This is a genomic window from Kaistella jeonii (assembly GCF_000812865.1).
Lineage (GTDB): Bacteria > Bacteroidota > Bacteroidia > Flavobacteriales > Weeksellaceae > Kaistella > Kaistella jeonii.
On record NZ_JSYL01000004.1, the window covers coordinates 206,404 to 226,855 of the forward strand.

General features: G+C 32.3%; 17 protein-coding genes. All 17 read right to left on the reverse strand.

Features of this window, described 5'->3' with window-relative positions; translation table 11 throughout:
• Positions 1–54 precede the first annotated feature (54 nt).
• A complete protein-coding gene (locus tag OA86_RS08605) occupies positions 55–1,071 on the reverse strand; it encodes a glycosyltransferase (protein WP_039351707.1) in 1,017 nt (338 codons plus the stop codon).
• Between the two features lie 717 nt (positions 1,072–1,788).
• Positions 1,789–3,087: a hypothetical protein gene (locus OA86_RS08610; RefSeq protein ID WP_143071372.1), complete on the reverse strand. Its 1,299-nt coding sequence runs from the start codon at positions 3,085–3,087 to the stop codon at positions 1,789–1,791.
• Positions 3,080–4,288 carry a glycosyltransferase gene (locus OA86_RS08615; RefSeq protein ID WP_039351711.1) on the reverse strand — a complete coding sequence of 403 codons (1,209 nt, stop codon included), beginning with the start codon at positions 4,286–4,288 and terminating at the stop codon, positions 3,080–3,082. The genes OA86_RS08610 and OA86_RS08615 overlap by 8 nt, the downstream gene beginning before the upstream one ends.
• Positions 4,285–5,535 carry an O-antigen polymerase gene (locus OA86_RS08620; RefSeq protein WP_074781398.1) on the reverse strand — a complete coding sequence of 417 codons (1,251 nt, stop codon included), beginning with the start codon at positions 5,533–5,535 and terminating at the stop codon, positions 4,285–4,287. The genes OA86_RS08615 and OA86_RS08620 overlap by 4 nt, the downstream gene beginning before the upstream one ends.
• 13 nt (positions 5,536–5,548) lie before the next feature.
• Entirely contained in the window at positions 5,549–6,802 is a 1,254-nt protein-coding gene (locus OA86_RS08625) for a polysialyltransferase family glycosyltransferase (RefSeq protein WP_126340496.1), read from the reverse strand.
• A gap of 98 nt (positions 6,803–6,900) precedes the next feature.
• A complete protein-coding gene (locus tag OA86_RS08630) occupies positions 6,901–8,163 on the reverse strand; it encodes an oligosaccharide flippase family protein (protein ID WP_039351717.1) in 1,263 nt (420 codons plus the stop codon).
• A 3-nt stretch (positions 8,164–8,166) separates the two neighbouring features.
• Positions 8,167–9,267, reverse strand: a complete 1,101-nt coding sequence (locus OA86_RS08635) for an N-acetyl sugar amidotransferase (protein ID WP_039351720.1) — start codon at positions 9,265–9,267, stop codon at positions 8,167–8,169.
• Positions 9,268–9,489: 222 nt separating this feature from the next.
• Positions 9,490–10,242 (reverse strand): SDR family oxidoreductase, encoded by a 753-nt coding sequence (locus OA86_RS08640; RefSeq protein ID WP_039351721.1) that lies wholly within the window; start codon positions 10,240–10,242, stop codon positions 9,490–9,492.
• Positions 10,224–11,144, reverse strand: a complete 921-nt coding sequence (locus tag OA86_RS08645) for a Gfo/Idh/MocA family protein (RefSeq protein WP_039351723.1) — start codon at positions 11,142–11,144, stop codon at positions 10,224–10,226. Before OA86_RS08645 ends, OA86_RS08640 begins: the two co-directional genes overlap by 19 nt.
• On the reverse strand, positions 11,141–11,875 hold the full coding sequence (locus OA86_RS08650) for an acylneuraminate cytidylyltransferase family protein (RefSeq protein ID WP_039351725.1): 735 nt from the start codon (positions 11,873–11,875) through the stop codon (positions 11,141–11,143). The genes OA86_RS08645 and OA86_RS08650 overlap by 4 nt, the downstream gene beginning before the upstream one ends.
• 2 nt (positions 11,876–11,877) lie before the next feature.
• Positions 11,878–12,927 (reverse strand): nucleotidyltransferase family protein, encoded by a 1,050-nt coding sequence (locus OA86_RS08655; protein WP_039351727.1) that lies wholly within the window; start codon positions 12,925–12,927, stop codon positions 11,878–11,880.
• Positions 12,928–12,929: 2 nt separating this feature from the next.
• Entirely contained in the window at positions 12,930–14,087 is a 1,158-nt protein-coding gene (gene neuC, locus OA86_RS08660) for a UDP-N-acetylglucosamine 2-epimerase (RefSeq protein WP_039351729.1), read from the reverse strand.
• Positions 14,084–15,097: an N-acetylneuraminate synthase gene (gene neuB, locus OA86_RS08665; protein WP_039351731.1), complete on the reverse strand. Its 1,014-nt coding sequence runs from the start codon at positions 15,095–15,097 to the stop codon at positions 14,084–14,086. Before neuB ends, neuC begins: the two co-directional genes overlap by 4 nt.
• Before the next feature lie 2 nt (positions 15,098–15,099).
• Positions 15,100–15,741 carry an acetyltransferase gene (locus OA86_RS08670; protein ID WP_039351733.1) on the reverse strand — a complete coding sequence of 214 codons (642 nt, stop codon included), beginning with the start codon at positions 15,739–15,741 and terminating at the stop codon, positions 15,100–15,102.
• A complete protein-coding gene (locus OA86_RS08675; RefSeq protein ID WP_126340495.1) occupies positions 15,734–16,891 on the reverse strand; it encodes a LegC family aminotransferase in 1,158 nt (385 codons plus the stop codon). Before OA86_RS08675 ends, OA86_RS08670 begins: the two co-directional genes overlap by 8 nt.
• A gap of 4 nt (positions 16,892–16,895) precedes the next feature.
• Positions 16,896–18,083 carry a UDP-N-acetylglucosamine 4,6-dehydratase gene (locus tag OA86_RS08680; RefSeq protein WP_039351735.1) on the reverse strand — a complete coding sequence of 396 codons (1,188 nt, stop codon included), beginning with the start codon at positions 18,081–18,083 and terminating at the stop codon, positions 16,896–16,898.
• Between the two features lie 8 nt (positions 18,084–18,091).
• Positions 18,092–20,449 (reverse strand): GumC family protein, encoded by a 2,358-nt coding sequence (locus OA86_RS08685; RefSeq protein WP_039351737.1) that lies wholly within the window; start codon positions 20,447–20,449, stop codon positions 18,092–18,094.
• Positions 20,450–20,452: the final 3 nt, after the last annotated feature.

Below are 20,452 nucleotides of genomic sequence, written 5' to 3' on the forward strand. Positions count from 1 at the left end.
TAATTATATTTTCTGCTACATTTTTTTTGAATAAGTTTAAAATAATCATAACGGCTACAAAATATTTAACAATTCATCTATGTTATTTTTTACCAATGATTTCGAGGCGGCTGTTTCAGTAGTAATTGCTTCCTGAAAAGCACTCTCTATGGCTTTTTCGTCGAGAGGATCAAAAATTAAACTTGGTTCACAAACTGCATATAAATAAGGTAAATCAGCGCCAATAACTTTACAGCCGTTTTCAATTGCCTCTACAATACCCAATCCGAAACTTTCTGCTAAAGACGGATAAATTAAATATTCGCACGACTGGTAAATTGCTCCCAAAGAATCACGATCAACAAAACCGATATTTTCTATAGGATAATTTAATTGTTTTTTCTCTTCAATGAATTTACATAATTCTTCAAAATCCGTATTTACAGTGATAATAAGTTTTCCGCACTTGTTTTCATCATAAAATTTACAAAAGGCATTAATCAGTCTTTTATGATTTTTATGCGGAGTCGCATTACTTATATATACAAAAGAATTTTTTTCCCTTTTGACTTGTGCGTTATTTATTATTTCTGGATAGTAAGGAAGAATCAGGATTTGGTCATCATCTACCTTAAATTTATTTTGAAAGTTTTTCTTAATCACTTCCGTCTGCAAGATCCAAAAATCAGAATTTTTAAAAAGAATTTTTAAGACACTCCTTTTTAAAGAAAACAAAAATTTGTGAACAACATGCATATCTTGTGGGACACTGATATAAAGTTGTTGATGAAAATAGGTATAAACTTTTGCTTTTAATCTAATATTGGGAGGTAAGTCTCCGAAACAAAGAACTGAAGTAAAGCGATCCTGATATTTGGTATAGAATTGATGACGCTTTACCAATGAAGCTTCTAAAAAAAGGACTTCATTTTTTGTATTTTTCAGATAGGGAACGGTGTTTTCAACTCTTTTATCAAGGAGGTAAAAGCATTTTTTTCCAGAAGCTTCTAACTCAACCAAAAGGTAATCTAATAGTATTTTTCCGCCGCTGTTATTGATGTACATTGCATCAATAAGTAGTTCATTTCTCATTACTAAATTAAGTTATGCAATATTAAAAAAAAGCAAGTTAACCTTCATATTAAAATTCAATTTAATAAGATTATTATCACTATAAACTAATTTTAACATATTATTGTGTTTGCCTACAGATTTTCTTAATATTTATAGATTTCATTAAATCTTAAAGATTAAGAAAATCAAAAATTTAAAAATGCAAAAATACTATATATTATTTGTTTTTTGTTTATTTCAAATGACCTGATAAATCTTCAAGCCCTTTAAGTTAAAATAATCAACAATGTTTTGATTTTAAAATATTTCGAAGATAACCGCTAATAACCTCAATCTTCATATTGTTGAAAAGGGAAACTGTTTTCGAATTATCTAAAAATAAACGATTGTGAAAATAAGTGATTAAAAGCACTGCAAATTTTAATTTATTATATATTACAAACGATGTCTATTGAATAGTAATGCCGTAAGGAATTTTTACCTATCACCTGGAATAAAATAAAAATCACCCTTGGATGGTGTTTCCTAAAATAAATATTAGCAATTGATATTCTCTTTTTCTATGCTATCAGCTAAAAATTCGAGGAGCACCTTATCTCTGCTGGCATTTATAAATTATTTTTTACAAAATTCATATTCTATAACTAAACATTTGATTTGAAGAAAGTTAAGGATAATATTGAGTAAGTTCTATTTACCGTTAAATCTGTCCAGTGTCCTAGAACAATTGAATTATTATTTTATAATAATTGAATTGTTCTTTTTTATTTTTTCAAAAGTTAATTTCTTTTTTAATGTTCGCGGAGTAAAATTAATTTTCGAATTATTAATTGAGTTACCCTGATATTCTATTAGCTTAAAATCTTCATCAGAAGAAATACCCGCAATATCAAAATTAAAAATATTGTTCTCTGTTCTATTTTTTAAGTTTAAAGGTTCTACAACACTTCCCACGGCACCCATCCAAATTTTAGTATCTACCGCACCAACATTTCCTCTAATAGTAGTATTGGTATCTTTGGAATAGTTGGATAGAAATGCAAAAAACAACGGATCTGCTTTGTACCAAACTTTATTGTTCTGATCTTTATTGATATATTTATTATCAATTGTTTTATCTAAAGTAAAACGGTAATTACCCCCAATAACTCTAGAGAAAGAAACGTATTGCTGCGAATTTGTTAATACTGCATCTACATCCATTACTAACTTAGAGCCTGGTTTCACATTTTCTGTGGGAACGCCAAAACTCATTGAAAAGCCTTGGAATGTTCGATCTGCTTCCATTTGAAGTTTTATGTTGATATTTCCTTTTAGTATATCACTCACAGAAACTGCATCAAACCTAAATCCATAAGCACAATTTTTCACTTTGATGTTGGTAGCGAGTAAACTTCCTTTGACGCTATCAATATTCGGATCGAATTGCAAAGTCAATCCTTTTCCACCGTCGATATAATTCCCCTTGTCGATTCCAGGAAGATTATAAATGTAAATATTATCTAACACAATATTATCAAAACCATTGGTGATCGAAATGCCATTGGAACCAGCTTTTTTTGTTGAAGACAATTTCGCAGTAATATCAAAATTTTTGATTGTTAGATTCTTCACCATATTGAGTTGTAGAACATCTGCTCCAAATACTGAAGCCGTTTTTAAAATAGTTCCTCGCCCGTCGCCAAAAATAGTTATTGATTTACAATCCTTCATTTGGTTTCCTTTACCTTCTTCTTGTCGAAATGGAAAGTTTCTAACCCCTACATCATAAGTTCCTTTGGGGAAATAAAGATCATATTTATTTTCAATACAATATTCGAAAGCTTTTTTAATATTAAGCCAGCGCTCATATTTAACTTCATCGGTTTCTGAAGATCCTTTGATAGGAAAAACTTGAAATTGCTCAATATTAATAATTTTATTGTGCGAAGTATCAGATTCAGTATTTAATTTAGGAAGATTATTTCCCATACAATTAAAAACTACGAAGCTTGAAAACACCACAAAAAACGAAATAAAAATATATTTAATCATTTATTTTAAAAAAGTCTTTAAGATCAATTATTAATTTCTTGATTTGCGAAATATAATTCTTATTGTTCATTACAAAATTCTTTCCATTGTTACCAAATGTTTCTAATTCGTCTGTATTTTTTTTCAAACAATTTTCTATTGATTGTTTAAATCCACTGACAGATTCATCCTCTATAAAATAAAATTTATCTTGGTAGTCATCTGGAATCCCCAAAAGTCTTGTCGTAAGAATTGCTGTACCAGAAGATAAATATTCCATTAATTTAGAAGGGAAAGAATATTTCGTAAATTCTTCGTGACTAAAACGCGGATTAATAAGTAATGTCGCTTTTTTCTGATAATTTAAAATTTCAGTATTGGGTCGGTTCCCGAAATATTTTATCCGTTTGTCTTTCGTCGCATAATCAATGATGTCAGCAGTCATATCACCTCCTCCGAAGAGCCATAATTCATAATCTCCCTCAATTTGCGTGAAAGCAGTCAGTAGATTTTTGATACCAAATTTCTCAAAAAGTGAACCAGAGTATAAGACGGCTTTTGGAAAAGATTTGTGAGGTAATTCAACTGTCTTTTTTTTTACGTCAACGAATCCCTCTATAATTGTAAAAGGTTTATTAGGATAAATATCACTCATATACTTGGTGATAAATACGTAATAATCAACTAAAGCATTTAATTTATTTGCTAAATAAATATAGGCGGGTATTAATTTCCGTTTCAGAAAACTCCCGTCTGTCGTATATGAAAAACTGTGAGCAGGAAGATCTGGAACGAACGAAACAAATTTAATATTACTAAAAATTTTAAAAGGAATGATCGCAAATAGAAATGGCAAATAGATCGATGTAAAGACTACAATTTTCTTTTGATTTTTATTTTCTCGATTCCAGTTTATCATCATTAATACTAGATCAAATGCGATGGTCAACTGTTTTAAGAAAAAGATATTAATAAACTTTAAATATTGAATTCCATCAATATTTCGTCGGTTCCATCTCAAGGTTTTACATCGAGGATACATTCCGATCGGAGCTAAAAAAACATGGTCAATATCTGGGCCCAAATTTTCTTCAAAACCTGCTTTAATCATTTTAGAGTATTTAACTGCAGCCACTGAAATCTTAGCATTTTCATCCGATATTTGATTATATTTTTCGATTAAACCGCTCTCTAGGAATATCCCGACAACTAAAATTTTCATCGCTTTATTTTTAAGTTAAGATAAATCCAAAGCGGAATCCACAATATAAATGATATCAACAAACCACCTACCTGACTATAAAAAATAGACATTAATGGAATTTGTATCAGCAACACGATTAAAAAAAGATTTTTTAACTTGATTCCATTTTCTTTTGGTCTCATTCTTTTAACCACAACGAAATAAAGTAGGCAAAAAATGATACTGCCTATAATCCCATAATCATAAACAGTATATGCGGGAAACCCATTAAAACTATAAGAATAATGTCGCGGCCATAATTTTGCCCTGTATTTATTTCGTTCATAAGTTTGCATTGGGGTAGAAACAAAGCCAAGAATGCTTTCAAAAGTCAATGTACCTCCAAAACCTTCTCCTTCATATAACTGAAGTACTTCATAACCATTGAAAAACCCTTGAGAAGTGTAATCTAGATAGCCATAAACTACAGGATCTTGCGTGATGGCTTCAACAGGAATACCTTTCGAATAAGTTTTCGATGATTTAACATCCTGCTCAAACCGCTGTTGGGAAATATTGATGAAATAAGCTGTTGCGATGAGCCCTAGAAAAATGAGTGAAAACTTTAAAATTCTTTTAAATCGTGGAGCTAAAGTTCCATATAATAAAAATAAAAAAGAAATGTATAACAATGCATATTGAACTACCACCGCTCTGGAAAAAAACGTAAGTCCATATAAAACAATATTGAAGGAGAGAAGAAAACAAATCACCGAAAGCCAGACTTTCTTTTTGTACAAATAATAAAAATGCAATGGGAGGATAAAATAGGAGAAATAATAAAAAATAATTGCAAAATTAAAAAAAACTGGCGGGAAAGGAAGTTTGTTATAGTAAAAATCGACCGAAACACCCTCTGCATATTTGAACTCATTTATGTCTTCAACCGTTGTTTGCACAGTGATTGCGGCAATTAAAAAAACAACGAAGACTATTGAATTAATTCCAATTAAAAAGTAGGTTATTATTTTTAATTTTTTGGGATCAATATCAACAATATCTTTGGTTTTGTAGTAATATTTCCACGGTAGTATAATCAATAAGAGAAGCAAGAGCATTAAAAAAAGCCAGCCATAATCACTTCCTGTCTCAACCTTCATTTCCCGACCCAAAAAATAGGTTCCGATAATTGATACTAATTGAACAACAATCAAAAGCACCGCTAACGATTTGTTTTTTAACAATAATAAAAATAATACGGAAAAAATAATAAGAATTAATGTCATTTATATAATTTTTCTAGATCAGTATATCTGAAACTTTTTGGTTAATGTCAATTAATTTATTTTCTCTATTTCTTAACAAGGGGAAAGACATTTCTACGCCCGGCAAATTTAGCAGAATAACTTTGCAATCAAAAGCCTTCGCTTCAAAAAGTGAAGAAGAATATATTCCCAAAGCATATTTTGCCTTTTTTAGAAGAACATACATCGACTCTTCATTATTAACAAACCGGATATTAGGAACCTTACTAAATTCATTTTTGAAGGTGGAAAAAAGCTGTTCATTTTCTGAAGGATGCATTTTATAAATGATTGAATATTCCGAAAGAATTATGTGGTTGCTTTTAATAAATTCTTGGATTTCAGCGGATCCATAAGGTTGAGAGATCACTAATATGGTCTTGTCTTCCTTTAAAATGTTTGCTGTTTTTTGAACATATCTTTCAATGTGTCGATTTCTAAAAGGAATTATATTTTTTTCTTCGAGCGGCAATTTACCAAAAAACATATCCACATTATCCCAAATATAGAACTGATGCGGGAAATAACGTAAAGTTCCAGAATTGGTATATGGATAATTAGAGATTACATCTTTATCACTCATTAAACCATGCTGCAACTCTTTAACAAGCATTCCATTATTTTTTGCAGCTTCAATGACGGATGCTTTTTCGCTGGAATTAGTGATGTAGATCTCTTCCGCTTTTTTTAAACGGAAAAGTTTGCTGTAAAGATTTACTTCCGCTTTAAATCTCCTAATTTCATCGTCAAAAATTTGAGGAAGATCTATTTTTAAACCAAACTCAGATTCAAGAGCGTGAGTGATTTCCTGGATTTTCTGAACATCGATTTCACTCCAACTGGATTTTATAAATTTGGTCTTTAACTTAGAAAAAAGTAGTATAAAGTCTAGATGCTTAATATTTAATTTCCTTTTGATAAGAGCATCGTCAATGTTATAATTATTTTCATAACGCGTGTACGTAACATGATCTTTATCTAACTGCTGACATAAATATTCCGTATAGATATCGATATAGGAACCTTCATCTCTATATTTTCTACCACTTTCAATAACGATAACTTTTTTATGCTTGAAGTCCAGAAATGGGTTAAAAAAAAGAACATTAATAAACAAACGGTGTAGCAAATCCTTTAGTTGTTTCTTTTTCGATTTGTTGATTGGTGCAGTACTGCCGGGAATCAATTGATCAACAATGTGTAAAAAAATAGGAATTCTTGCAATTTGCCAAGGAAATACGCCGTCCACTTTTAAAAACAGAAGATTATATTTCTCCTCAAATTTTAAAAATTTTTTAGTTATTTCAGGGTAGGTTAATTGATTGAAATGCACTGTTCTCTGTATTTTTAATTGGTGTGTGTTGCTTTGTAAGAGAGAAAAACACCCATTATTAGATTTGCAATATTTGCATACATTAAACCGAAAGAAACACCTATAATTTTATTGGAGTACAGATGGATAAACAGATAAATAAATCCCACGACCAACACCGAATAAGAGGCCTGATAAATAATCATATACTTCCATTTTTTCATACTCCAAATCACATTGACCCCTATTACAGAACCTTTCATAATTCCGGCAAATAATAAAATTTGCATGGGGACAATACTTTCAATATAATTAGGAAAAAAATCAGTCACTACTTTCGGGATTACAAAATAGCCCACCAAGAATAGCGGGATTTGAATGATTAGCAATAAGGCTGTTATTTTTTTTACATATTGCCAAAGTATCAATTTATTTTTGTCCTTTCCGTATTGAAAAGACATTTTGGGATAGATATAACTCGCAATAGAATTGGAAAATAGAGTAGAAAAAACAAGGGCATAGAGGGCGAAAGAATAAAATCCTAAATTTTTCAGATCTGTAAATCTTATAAGCATCAATTTATCAAAAGTTAATGCTAAAGATTCTGCATATGCTAAAATAAATATCGGAAATCCAACTTTAAATAGTTTTAAAAAAATTTTTTTATCCCATTTCATAATAACCTTAATGGGTCTGTTAATATGTAAAAGGATAACAAACAGGATGATAACGATCACTGCCTTAAGCAACATCCCATAATAAGAGAAGTAAAATACTAAAAGTATTGTAATTAAATTTACAACAGCATCAACAATCTGTAAATACGATAACTTTAAAAATGAATTATTGGAACGAAATGTTGAAAGCAAATGATTCTGATAAAAGGTAAATACAATGATGAAAGAGACTGCTAAAACACCGTATTTAACTTTGTCACTTTCAAATGGAAAGAATAAGTACAGTAAGATTCCAACTAAAAAAAAAGCAACGGAAAGGTAGAGTGTAAATGTTTGCGCTACACTTACCATTAATCTTCCTCTCTTATTTTTTCCTTCCCCAAAAGACAAGGGCAATTCCAGATTCAAACCGTTGATTACACCGCCTTGTAAAAACAAAGCGTAGGTAATAAATAACGATAGTGTAGTCCATAATCCAAGATCTTCCGGAGAAATAAATTTCGCGATAAAAAAGCCTGCTACCAAAGTAGCAAATGCTTTAATTATGGAACTTGAAGCATAGACAATTGGAGTCTTATAAGTAATAAAAGTATGTTTAACTTTTCCTGGCAATGCCCTCATAAATTAATTTTTCAAAACCCACTGACTCATTTTGTTTTTTACAAACAAGTCGTGGTTATATGATTTTTCGATGATGTTCCAGAAATCTACTTCGGAATAATTCATAAAATCACAAAAGTCTCTAACCGCCAATGGATCTAAAGCGTGGTCATGTTTTTTCACAAGTTCAAAAGCTTCTTCTCTGGTAATCAAACCATATCTTACCATTCTTGCTGCATAATCTGTGGCAGAAGCATGTCCAAATTTTGGATATTTCATCCAAGAATGCACAAGATAAGCTCTGGTATCAATTTGATCAAAATTTTCAACGTGATGCGTTCTGATCCATTCATGTGTTAAATCGTGGAATCCTTTTGTTTTGGCAATTTCATAATTTTTGAAACTGTTCCATTCCACGAAATAGCTTAAATAAATAGGTTCTAATTTAGAAATATCTTCTGCGGAAGGTGGTTCAAAAAAGTTAAGATCTTTCATGCTGATTCCGTTTGCTAACAATTCTTCGGTCGGAATTCCTGTTCCTACTCCATTATTGATCTGATCTTTCGCAGAAAAAGTTTCAACTGCATTATCTCCACCATATTCATAGCCTACATTTTCTCCGTAAACAAGTAAAGGGGTATTGAATTTTACTGCCATGTGCAGCGGATACGTATAAATATACCGGTCCACAAAGTAAGTAGGTTTACCATATTTAGCAAAAGTGTAATTCATTGCTAACTTCTGCGCTTTGATATTTGGTTTCATGCTGATAATATCGCAACCGAATGCTTCAGAAATGTTTTTGATATTATGATTTCCGGCATCAGTCATGGGAAAGTTATCTTCCACAGTCACCAATAAAGGATTCATTCCTAAAACTTCTTTAAACATGTGAACCTGAAAATGGCTATCCTTTCCTCCACTTACAGCAATCATACAATCGTACCCATTCTCGCCGTTTCTACCACGATGCTGATCACATAATTTTTTTAGCTCCTCGAATCTTGCATCATAATTGGTGCTTTTTCTTCTTTCGAAAGATTGACAAGCTGAACAAACTCCTTTATCATCGAAAGTAATACCTGGTCTTGTATCGGGCATTACACATTTGGTACAATATTTCATATTTTAAAAATTTTATTTAGTATTAAATTCAACTACTTTGATTCTATTTCTAGTTTATAAAAGATTTACATCTTAAAATTACAAGCGACAATATTCGGGAAATAAATCGACATTTTTCATTATTATCAGTTAATTTTAATATCAACATATTTATTTCAAAAATTAAATAAATAGAGGCACAAACTTATAATATAACGATATGCTTTGTTATTCTATTGTTATCTAAATTGCAGTCCAACCACCATCAACCATTAAATTGTGTCCCGTAATGTAAGAAGCTAAATCTGAAAGTAAAAAAATCACCGATGGCGCTATTTCTTCCGGATTTGCTAATCTTTTCAGGGGTGATTTTTTGGAATAATTCTCGATAAAAGAAGGATGCTGTTGTTTTGCATCTAAAACGCCTCCTGGAGAAACGCAGTTAACTCTTATATTATACTTGCCGAAATAAGACGCCAAATATCTTGTTAAATTGACAATACCACCTTTAATTGCAGCATAAGCAGCTGGAGAAGTACCACCATATTCTTCATACAATGTAAAATCATTACCAACTACTCCATAAATTGAAGCGATGTTTACAATAGACCCGGAATTTTGTTCTTTCATAATTTCCAGCGTTTTTTGGCAAAGTAGAAATACACTATTCATTTGCAAATCTATATTTTTCTGCCAAGAGTTGAACTTGATATCCTCAACTTTATTACCCCAATCTGCAGTTCGTGGATAAGCATTGTTTACCAATCCGTCGATTCTACCATATTTTAAAATTACGGCATCTAACAAGTCCTGAATCCCAAATTCGGTTGTAATATCTAAATTAAGTTTTCCACTTTCTATATCGTGATGATTGCTTATATCAACATTGATCACTATTGCACCAGAAGCTTCCGCACTTTCTACAATATGCTTTCCAATTAACCCAGTTCCACCAGTTACGATGATTACTTTATTTTTTAAGATTGATGTAAACATAAATTTAATATTTGGTATGCTTCAGAAGCCGTATTGAAATGTAAATTATTTTTGGATCCCATATTCTTCAGGAAAAAATCCATTTGATTATCGTAAGTATCTGCAATCTTTTGTTCTGATATAAATACAACTTCTCCGTTGAAGCGCACTTCATTTTTTAGCAGATCAACAACATAGGTTCCTTCATCACAAACAATTTCCATTGTTCTTTTTGCATCTTTTCTGTAATAATTTAAGATGACACTTGCAGTAAATCCTTCATATTGCCATCTGTAATTGGCATAATCAAAGGCTGATATTTTCAATGAAGATGAATTAGTGAATATAGAATCGGTATTCAAAGGAACACCAAAAAGCCAGAATGTATAATCTAACTCATGAATCAAATCGATGTGAACACCACCTCCCATTTCTTTATTTGCACTATAATTTTTTCTGAAATCTTCGCCAGGACGCCAATCGGGTAGATAAGTACCACAATAAATATTTAGTTCATTGATCCTGCTATCTTGGATTCTCTTTTTAATAAATTGAATGCTATCTAAAAATCTCAAATTACAGGCAACATAAGTAGGGATCTGCAATAATTTTATTTGGTTCAAAATTTCAGTTTCTTCTGATCCCACTTTTTCAAACAAAGGTTTCTCAATAAACAAAGGAATTTTTAACGATAACAATCTAGAAATAGCATTTTTGTGTTCACTGGTCGGATTGGAGATAATCGCAAAGTCAAATGCATGTTCAGCGATTTGATCCTGCGTAAATAAATTGGTAATATCCTCGAAAACTGGTGAGTTTTTGGAGAATCTCAAAGCGTAAAGTTCTACATTCTCTGTCAACTTTCTGATTGCAGAAATATGCTTTTTTGCGATGGAACCTAAACCGACGATTAAAATTTTCATTCTTGTATAAAATCAAAATTCAGTTTAGAATTTTCAATTAGAAAAGACATGATTTCGAAATCGATGGGATGATCTAAATCGAAACAAATATGAGGAACTTCATAAACCAAACTTTTCTCTGTAATGACTGTTTTATTTCCTGTACTGAAAAAATTGTTTTTGAAAATATAAAAAGACGCATTCATATCAAAGACTTTTGGAGCAGATTGTCTGGTTAAAAAAAGTCCTTTTTTGCAGAGCGAATAATACCCATTATCATTTTCTTCAACCATATTAAAATAAGGATTCCGATTGGCGGGACTTACAGAAAAGATATTATAAGCCTCAGAATTCCTCTCTAATAACTGGAGCGCATTTTCCAGGTCTTGCAAGTTTCGCAGCGGTGAGGTTACATCTAAATCAATGACGTAATCATATTTTTTCTGATACTTCTCTTCTGCATAATTTTTCGCATCGGTGATCGCATCTAATTTTCCGGCGGTATCATTAGCTAAAATTTCCGGTCGTGAATATTCTATATCTGTTGTCGCAGAAAGTTCCTTCACCACGTTTTTAATTTCTGCATCATCGGTAGAAAGTACAATTTGAGTATTTCCCTTTTTATTCGCAAACTGCTGCGCTACCTGTAATGAATAATAGATTAATGGCTTATTATTGAGCATTTTTATATTTTTTCCAGGAATACCCTTTGAGCCTCCTCTTGCACAAATCGTAATTAAAATATCTGCCATTTTTAAATTTTAATATGCTTAATGTCTTCTTGTGCTTTTTTGAAATCTGCATGGGTCCCAATATCCAGCCAATATCCATTAATAGGATAGGTAATTAGATGATAATCCATTTCGATGACCTTTTCCATTAAATCTGTGATGTCGTAAAACTGATCTTTGGGGATCATGGATAACAATTTTTTCCGGATAATATAAATTCCTGCATTGGAAAAATAGGTATATCGCGGTTTTTCTTTTAAGGTTTGCACTTTTTGATTTTCGTCGGATTCTAAAACTGCGTACGGAACATCTACGTGATAAGATGTTGCAGCAACTGCCATATCTGCATTGGAATCAATAAAAGTTTTGTAAAAATCTGCAAAATCGATATTAGTTAATAAATCGCTATTCATCACCAAAATATTGTCATGTTCAAAATCATTTACCAACAAAACCGACCCAATTGTACCAAGAGGTTTGTTTTCTTTGAGATATTTTATTTTTAGCTTTTTAGATTCGCCATTTCCAAAAAAGTCTTCTAATTGTTCACCAAGATAATTGATACTTAAAAAAATATTTTCAATTCCTACTTTTGCAAGGCGATCAATATTGTATTCAATAATGGGTTTATCACCTACTTTTAACAGTGGTTTTGGTATATTTTCGGTTAAAGGCCTCAATCTTTTCCCTTGTCCACCTGCCATTAATACAGCATCTAAAGGAAGTAAAGTAGTTCTGAACCTGAAATTCAGAACATCAACAATTTGATTTTTCTGGTTGAGAATAGGTATGATTTTGAATAAATTCTCTTTGAAATCATTTAGTTTTTCCTGATTAAATTCATTTTCATAAATAAATCTTGGATTAGGCTGAATGAAATCAGTGATGGAATTTTCGAAATCGAGACCTCGAATAAATCCTCTTCGAAGATCGCCGTCCGTCAAGGAGCCGATAAGTTTGTTTTCGTCATCTACTACAAATAAAATTGCATCCGATGACAGTTTATCTAACTTAATCAAAGCATCTCTAACACTTTGATTGTGTAAAATTATATATTCTGTAAATGACTCCATATTTAATTTTTCAAATCATGAAACTGTTTAGTCCTAAAGTTTTTTAAATCAACCGATCGAAGTATTTTTATTATTTTTTCAGTAGTATTTCCGTCGCCGTAAGGATTGAAAAAACGAATTGTTTCACTGTTCAAATCTTTCAATCTCACTTTTTTAAAGGCTTCCAGTATTTCGCTTCCGTCTACTTTTACATTAATAACACTTTTCGCCTGAATTCTTCCTTTTTGTCTGTCGCCAATATTAATGGTGGGAGTTTGTAACGAAGGTGCTTCGAGTATTCCACTAGAACTATTTCCTACAATAGCATCACACATTTTAACTACCGATAAAAACCTTAAATTCCCTAATGAACTAAAAGCTTTCGCTTTATCTTTATTTTTTGCGACATAGGAATCGATCATCTGATTTATAATTCTTCCGCCGGAATCTGCGTTACTCTTTGTAAAAATAAAGAAACTATCTTGTTGCTGATCGATCGCTTTTAATAGGATCTCAAACTGCTTTTCCGGCGTTTCAATATCTAAAGTTGAAGGATGAAAAGTGATTTGATAATTGTATTTTTTAAATTGAATATCTAGATCTTTTTCCAGAGATTCCCGAGACAGTAGTTCTAAATTTTTAACACTGTCTAATCCTATTGCTCCAACATTGTACACATTTTGAGGATTTTCTCCCAACTGAATAATTCTGTTTTGATAATCATCAGTAGAAGCAAAATGCAGATGGCTCATTTTCGTAATAGAATGCCGGATTGCGTCGTCATACGCACCTTCTGTAATTTCGCCCCCGTGAAGATGAACAATCGGAATATTAAAAATAAGGGCAGCCGAGGCAAGAGAAAGCATTTCATAACGATCTCCCAAAATAATAAGAAGATCTGGTTTTAAATCCTGTAAAGCATCTGCAAAACCGATCATTCCAAGTCCCATTGATTTTACAACAGAAGCCGGAGTATCTGCGGAAAGTAGCATTTCTACTTTTTTGTCAATAACAAACCCATCTTTCTCAATTTCATTATAGGTTAAACCAAATTCTGGGGAAAGATGGGCCCCTGTTACCAAAATCTGCAGAAGCCAGTTTGGTTCTTTTTTTATCGCTGTCAATAAGGGTTTTAGCAAACCATATTCAGCACGGGTACCTGTTGCTATTGTAATTTTCATTCTAATTCTACTAAAACATCTTCCTCAAAATCACGTACTGCAACTGTTCCTAAAACGTCATCCCATCTCATGGGTGAAATGCCGTGGCCTGGTCTTTTCACCGTGATGTTATCTTCGGTAAATAAATCTCCCTTTTTAATATTTGTTTTCGTAGTAATACTCTTGCGTGCAATATTTATATTTTTGATTTCGGAGGCGGAAGGTTCTTTTAATCCATTTCCGGAAATAGCCAATTCTATATTTCTGATGGCTGTAACCATATTTTTAAGTTCAGCAGGCTCCAAAGATGCAGCATGATCTGGACCTTTCATCGTTTTATCAAGCGTAAAATGCTTTTCAATAATGGTGGCTCCAAGTGCTACTGCGGCAATGGGAATCTCGATGCCTAAAGTGTGATCAGAATAGCCGACCTCAGTCTTAAATTCTTTTTTTAGTTGCAGCATTGCCAATAAATTTACATCTTTAAAAGGCGTCGGATATTCAGTATTACAATGCAGAATCGTAATATTATTAACTGAAGTTCCTGCTATTTTAAAAACATCTACTGCTTCTGCAACTTCTTTTAAAGTTGACATCCCTGTGGAAATGATCACCTCTTTAAAAAGTTTCGCAGCTTTCCTTAAATAAGGTAAATTCGTAATTTCTCCGGAAGGTATTTTAACGATTTCAAGACCAATGTCTTTAAGATATTGTAAAGATTCTAAATCAAAAGCTGTTGAAAAAAAATTTATATTTTTACGATTACAGTACCGAATCAATTCTTCATGTTGTTCGTGGCTTAATTCTAATTTTTTCAGCATCTCGAACTGCGATTCTTCTGCATTTTTTGTATTCTCAATTTGATAATCTGCTTTTTTAGCAGATTTAGAAACAAGATTTTCCGCCTTGAATGTTTGAAATTTAACAAAATCTACACCAGCTTCCACTGCTGCATCTACTAATTTAAAAGCATTTTCGATACTTCCGTTATGGTTGACTCCGGCTTCAGCAATAATCAGAACTTTGCTCATTTTTATTTTTTTTCAACAGGGTTTCCAAAATAGGTGCCTGATTTCTCAATTTTATTTAAGACCAAGCTTCCTGCTCCTATTATAACATTATTGGTAATATTAACTCCATTTGAAACGCAACTGCTACTCCCGATAAATGTTTCGGAACCGATTTTACAATCACCATTAATAATTGTTTTTGTAGAAATATGACAGTGACTTTTTATCACCACATCATGTTCTATCACGGAAGCGGTATTGATAATACAGTTTTCATCGATTTGTGCCCCTGCATTTATAAAACAATGGTGCATTACAATGGTTCCCTTACCAATTATTGAGTATTTAGATACTGTGGCCGTGGAAGCAATTACCGTTTCGATTTCTGCATGAAGTATATTTAATTGACTGAAAATTCGCTTTCTTACTTCAGCAGATTTTATCTGTCCTGTTGTGATCAGAAAACAGCAACCCGCTAAATGAAATTTTTCGTAGTCATCATCATTTCCAATTACTTGATAATCCAATACTTTTTTCCCGAATTCTGCAGGAAGATCTAAAATACCGATAATATTATAAGCTTCAGTAGATTCTATGACCTCAATGCAAGATTTGCAATGACCTCCACCACCAATAAGAACGATATTTTTTCTGATTTTATTCATTAGAAGGTCTGAAGCTACTTGGAATATTAACTACTCTATCTTCAAGCCATTTGCTATTTTCAAGTCCGTCATTCTGGCAATTTTCAAACATGGCCAAACTAGACATAAGATCCCAAATTGGTCTTGTCATGACACCATTTGCATTGGTTCTTGTCAAAAACTCATCTCTTTCCGTTTCATTGGGTAAGATAAGTGCATTTAACCAATAGTTTGCTTTAGTATCTGTAAGTTCTGTAACAAAATGATAAGAAGTGCCTGAAAAAAAGGACTTATATTTCTCGGCCAGTTCCCTTTTATTTATTAAAATTTGGTCTAGCTGCTCCAATTGTGCACAAGCTAAAGCAGCGTTAAGATTGGGCATTCTGTAATTATAGCCAATCTCGTCATGAGTAAATTTCCAGGGATGGGGAACTTTTGCCTGTGTGGTTAAATGTTTTGCTTTTTTTGCAAGCTCTTCATTATCAGTGATTAGAGCTCCACCTCCACCGCAAGTAATGGTTTTGTTACCATTGAAACTAAAAATACCTATTTTTCCGAAAGTTCCGGTATGTTGCCCTTTGTAGTAACTTCCTAAAGATTCTGCGGCATCTTCTACTAAAAAGATATTCCACTCTTTACAAATCTCTGCTAATTCTACAATTCGGAGCGGAAATCCGAAGGTGTGCATTGGGACGCAAGCTGCTATTTTTTTTTCGGTAGATTTATTATACGTAAAACCATCTTCTCTTTTTTCACCGAAATTTTCGAGAAATATTCTTAAAGATTGCGGAGACATTCCCATGGTATCTTTATCAACATCAATAAATACAGACTTTGCACCGATGTAACTAATCGCATTTGCAGTAGCGATAAAAGTAAGCGCTTGGGATAAAACTTCGTCTTCAGATTTTACTCCAGCCAAGATTAAGGCAATATGAAGCGTATTGGTTCCATTGACACAAGCAATGGCAAATTTGGCGCCAGTATATTTGGCAAAATCTTCTTCAAATTTATTTACAAATGCACCTACTGAAGAAACGAAAGTTGAATCAATAGTTTCATTCAGATACTTTTTTTCATTACCGCCAAAATAAGGGGCATGAAGGGGAATAAAATCTTTGGTTTGGAAAACATTTTGGATAAACGAAATAGTTTTGTCAATGATATCCATTATTTTACATTTTTGAGTCTAAATATTTCCCTGTTTCTTTGTGGCTGAAATTAGGAATCATTTTATTAAATAATTCTACAATCTCTTCTTTTTCCCATGTTCCTTGATAACGCATTGCGGCGATTTTGGATTCAAAAGACAGAATTTGATTGGTTTCGATATTTAATTCATTTTTTATAATTCCTAAATTAGGAAATCGATCCATATCTAAAACTTCAGTGTCTGTGAAAAATTCCTCAAAATCTTTTTCTCCTGTTGTATCACTTTTCGCAAAAAGACACGGCCACTTTTTTTGTTTTGCTAATTCCTCAACCATTTCTCTGGCTTGGTCTTCAGATTCACAAATATAAGGTTTGTACCCTATTTGTTCTAAATATTTTTCAGCAATTTCGGCAAAGGTAATGAGATGCAAATTCTCACTTAGTTTTGGAAAGAAGACATCCCTGTTTTCCCCAAATAAAGTTGACATTAAACAAAGCTGACCAGATTCTTCTGGAGTTACGAAATATCTTTTAATATCATTTGGAGCTACAATTGGTTGTCTTTTCTGTATTCTCTGGTTAAAGCCATGAAGTAAAGAACCATCAGAAAATGCCACATTTGCAAATCTGGCCGTAGAAATTGTAATTTCTGAACTTTTTCTCATCAAGAACATTTCCATTATTCTTTTTGAAGCTCCCATCATATTTACGGGATTTGCGGCTTTATCTGTAGAAACACAAAAGTATTTTTTAGTCCCGTTTTCGATAGATTGCTGTAGAGTTTTATCGGTGTTAAAGATATTTACATCAATCATTCTCATCAAGGTAAATGGATCCTTTTCAGAACGAACATGTTTTAGAGCAGATAAATTGAGAACATAATCATATTTACCGTCACTTTTGATAAAGGCGTCGTAAAGATCTGATCCAATATCCAGGGCAAACGTTCGAAAATCACCATCAATATATCCTTTGGAACTTCTTATATCCCGTACCAGCTCAACAAGATTATTTTCGCTGATATCTATTACATGAAGCTTCTTTGGATTTCTTTTAAAAATTTCCTTAGTTACTGCCATGCCAATGGAACCTGCTCCACCAATAACAAGGAAGGAAGAGGAGGATACAATTTCTTTAATTTCCTTTTCGTGGGTAAGGATATCTTCATCAAATAAGCCTTTTGTTCTTCCAATTAGATTAAGAATATTCATACTATTAATTAAAACCTATCTTTTAATTTTTGAAAAAAACTTTTTTCAGTGGCAGCATAACCATAACCATATTTGTTACCATATCCGAAATTGTTTTTACTTACATCATTCAAAACAAATCCTACATTTTTAATTTTCTTGGCGTCAACTTGTTTGTTGGCAAAATCAATCAATGTCTTTTCTGTAAATTCAGATCTCACTACATACAACGTGGCATCTGCCATTTGAGAGATAAGGAAAGTGTCTGTTACCAACATCAATGGTGCCGTATCTAAAATAATATAATCGTAATCTAACTTTAACTGATCAATCAATTTTTCATATCTTCCGTTCATAAGCAGATCTGTCGGATTGGGAGGGATACTTCCCGAATAAATAACATCACAGTGATCATTAAAAAATGATAAATGCAAAATATCTTCTAACTTAATACTGTCGTCATACAAAAATTCTGAAAGTCCTATTGATCTTTTCTTGCTAGGATCATACCGCTGCAATTGTGGGTTTCTAATATCCGAGCCAATTACTACTACTTTTCGAGAGGCATTTGCTAAAGTAAGCGCTAAATTAACGGAAGCAAAAGTTTTACCCTCCCCTTTAACAGTTGAGGTTACGAAAATTATTTTACTGGTGTCCTTTTTAGGCAACATGTAATTCATATTGGTAATTAATATTCTAAACGCTTCAGACATAGAGGAAATATCATTCTTACCCACCAATTCTGCATCCCCTCTTCCAATTTTCGGTAGCTCACCGATAATCGAAATATTAGAGAGTTTTTCAATATCTTTCTTCGAACGTATTCTATTACTTAATAATTCTTTAACATAAATATAGGCAAAAGGAAGGGCTAAACCGAAAAACATCGCTACAAGTAAGGTCATTAATTTCTTTGGAGATACCGGACTATCAGAACTAAAAGCATAATCTACAATTTTTGCTTTCGGAGCCGTAACCGCTAAAGCAATTGCAGTTTCTTCTCTTTTTTGGAGCAGCAATAGATAAAGACTTTCTTTAATCTGCTGCTGTCTTTCGATACTTCTGAACAATTTTTCTTGCGTTGGGATTTTCGTAATTTTAGCATTAACGATATTTTGCTGATCTTGTATTTGATTTCTCGTTAATATAAGTGCATCTCTGCTTTTCGTAAGCCCATCGGAAATTGATTTTCTTAAAACACTAATCTGCTTCGTCAAATCTTCTACAAGTGGATTTTGAGTTGTAGCATTCTCTAACAGTCTATTTCTCTCTAAAACGAGTTGATTGTACGTAATTATATTTGATCCTGCAGTTTGATTACTCAGTCCAATATTTGAAGGCAACGTTTGACCTGTTCCTTGCTTTGAAAGATAGGAAGCGAGATCACTTGAAAGTTGCAATTGTGTTTCTATTTCCAAAAGTTGAGCTCTTGCGCTGGCTGAATTACTTAGGTTTATAGAAGCTTCCGCAGAGAGGTCTGTAATTTTATTCGCAACTTTAAAGCGTTCTTTTTGCCCTTCAACTTCTCCTAATTCATTAGCAATAATAGAAATTCTGTCATCAATGAAATTTTTCGTTTTCATTGATTCTGAATTTTTATCATTAATTGCATCATCATTGTAAACTTGTACAAGTTTGTTAATGACGTCTTTCGCTTTTACCCTATTTGGATAATTCATTGATAATTCAATAACTGTTGCATCCTTATTAACCAGCTTAATATTTGTAATCTTTTGAAAACTGCTTACTGTGGCTTCGGTAGAATTATAAGCGAAAGAAAGATCTTCGAGTTCTTCTTTTTTTGAAGGAATATAATTAAGATTCTTTTGAATAATAATATTAGCGTACGGTAAATTAATTGTTCTGTTAAATGAAGAAGTCAACACAGATTTGAAATTATTTGAACTGAGCGTAATTTTGTCATTATTAATTACAATCTCAACGGGAAATATGGTATCATCATATTTTTTTTCGTTTACAAGCTGAATTATAATGGGCGAGGTTTCTTTGTACAATTCTTTTTGTTTCAAGCCATCTTTTGCTGAAATACTTGTTTGCAATCCTAGTCTTGTAACAACGTCCCGCATCATTTTTTTAGACTTTAAGACCTCGATCTCATTTTCTATGCTGTTTGTCCCCATAGAATTAAGCCCAGAAAGATCAGATAGCACTGCAAATTCACCACCAGATTTCTTTGCATCTTTGATTAAAATGGTAGATTTTATACTGTAAACTGAAGTGGACTTTTTTATATAAAAAAATGCTACTGCTATTGCCAAAAACAAAGATAATATGAACCATAACCATCTTTGTAGATAGGGCTTGATGGTTTCATTAAGACTAATTTCAGATTGCTTCGATTCAGGTGTTGAAGAAGAATTATTCATTTA

Excerpts from the sequence above, each read along its gene's own strand:
- OA86_RS08605 (WP_039351707.1), bottom strand. The coding sequence starts at position 1,071 with ATGAGAAATGAACTACTTATTGATGCAATGTACATCAATAACAGCGGC.
- OA86_RS08610 (WP_143071372.1), bottom strand. The coding sequence starts at position 3,087 with ATGATTAAATATATTTTTATTTCGTTTTTTGTGGTGTTTTCAAGCTTC.
- OA86_RS08615 (WP_039351711.1), bottom strand. The coding sequence starts at position 4,288 with ATGAAAATTTTAGTTGTCGGGATATTCCTAGAGAGCGGTTTAATCGAA.
- OA86_RS08620 (WP_074781398.1), bottom strand. The coding sequence starts at position 5,535 with ATGACATTAATTCTTATTATTTTTTCCGTATTATTTTTATTATTGTTA.
- OA86_RS08630 (WP_039351717.1), bottom strand. The coding sequence starts at position 8,163 with ATGAGGGCATTGCCAGGAAAAGTTAAACATACTTTTATTACTTATAAG.
- OA86_RS08635 (WP_039351720.1), bottom strand. The coding sequence starts at position 9,267 with ATGAAATATTGTACCAAATGTGTAATGCCCGATACAAGACCAGGTATT.
- OA86_RS08640 (WP_039351721.1), bottom strand. The coding sequence starts at position 10,242 with ATGTTTACATCAATCTTAAAAAATAAAGTAATCATCGTAACTGGTGGA.
- OA86_RS08645 (WP_039351723.1), bottom strand. The coding sequence starts at position 11,144 with ATGAAAATTTTAATCGTCGGTTTAGGTTCCATCGCAAAAAAGCATATT.
- OA86_RS08650 (WP_039351725.1), bottom strand. The coding sequence starts at position 11,875 with ATGGCAGATATTTTAATTACGATTTGTGCAAGAGGAGGCTCAAAGGGT.
- OA86_RS08655 (WP_039351727.1), bottom strand. The coding sequence starts at position 12,927 with ATGGAGTCATTTACAGAATATATAATTTTACACAATCAAAGTGTTAGA.
- neuC (WP_039351729.1), bottom strand. The coding sequence starts at position 14,087 with ATGAAAATTACAATAGCAACAGGTACCCGTGCTGAATATGGTTTGCTA.
- neuB (WP_039351731.1), bottom strand. The coding sequence starts at position 15,097 with ATGAGCAAAGTTCTGATTATTGCTGAAGCCGGAGTCAACCATAACGGA.
- OA86_RS08670 (WP_039351733.1), bottom strand. The coding sequence starts at position 15,741 with ATGAATAAAATCAGAAAAAATATCGTTCTTATTGGTGGTGGAGGTCAT.
- OA86_RS08675 (WP_126340495.1), bottom strand. The coding sequence starts at position 16,891 with ATGGATATCATTGACAAAACTATTTCGTTTATCCAAAATGTTTTCCAA.
- OA86_RS08680 (WP_039351735.1), bottom strand. The coding sequence starts at position 18,083 with ATGAATATTCTTAATCTAATTGGAAGAACAAAAGGCTTATTTGATGAA.
- OA86_RS08685 (WP_039351737.1), bottom strand. The coding sequence starts at position 20,449 with ATGAATAATTCTTCTTCAACACCTGAATCGAAGCAATCTGAAATTAGT.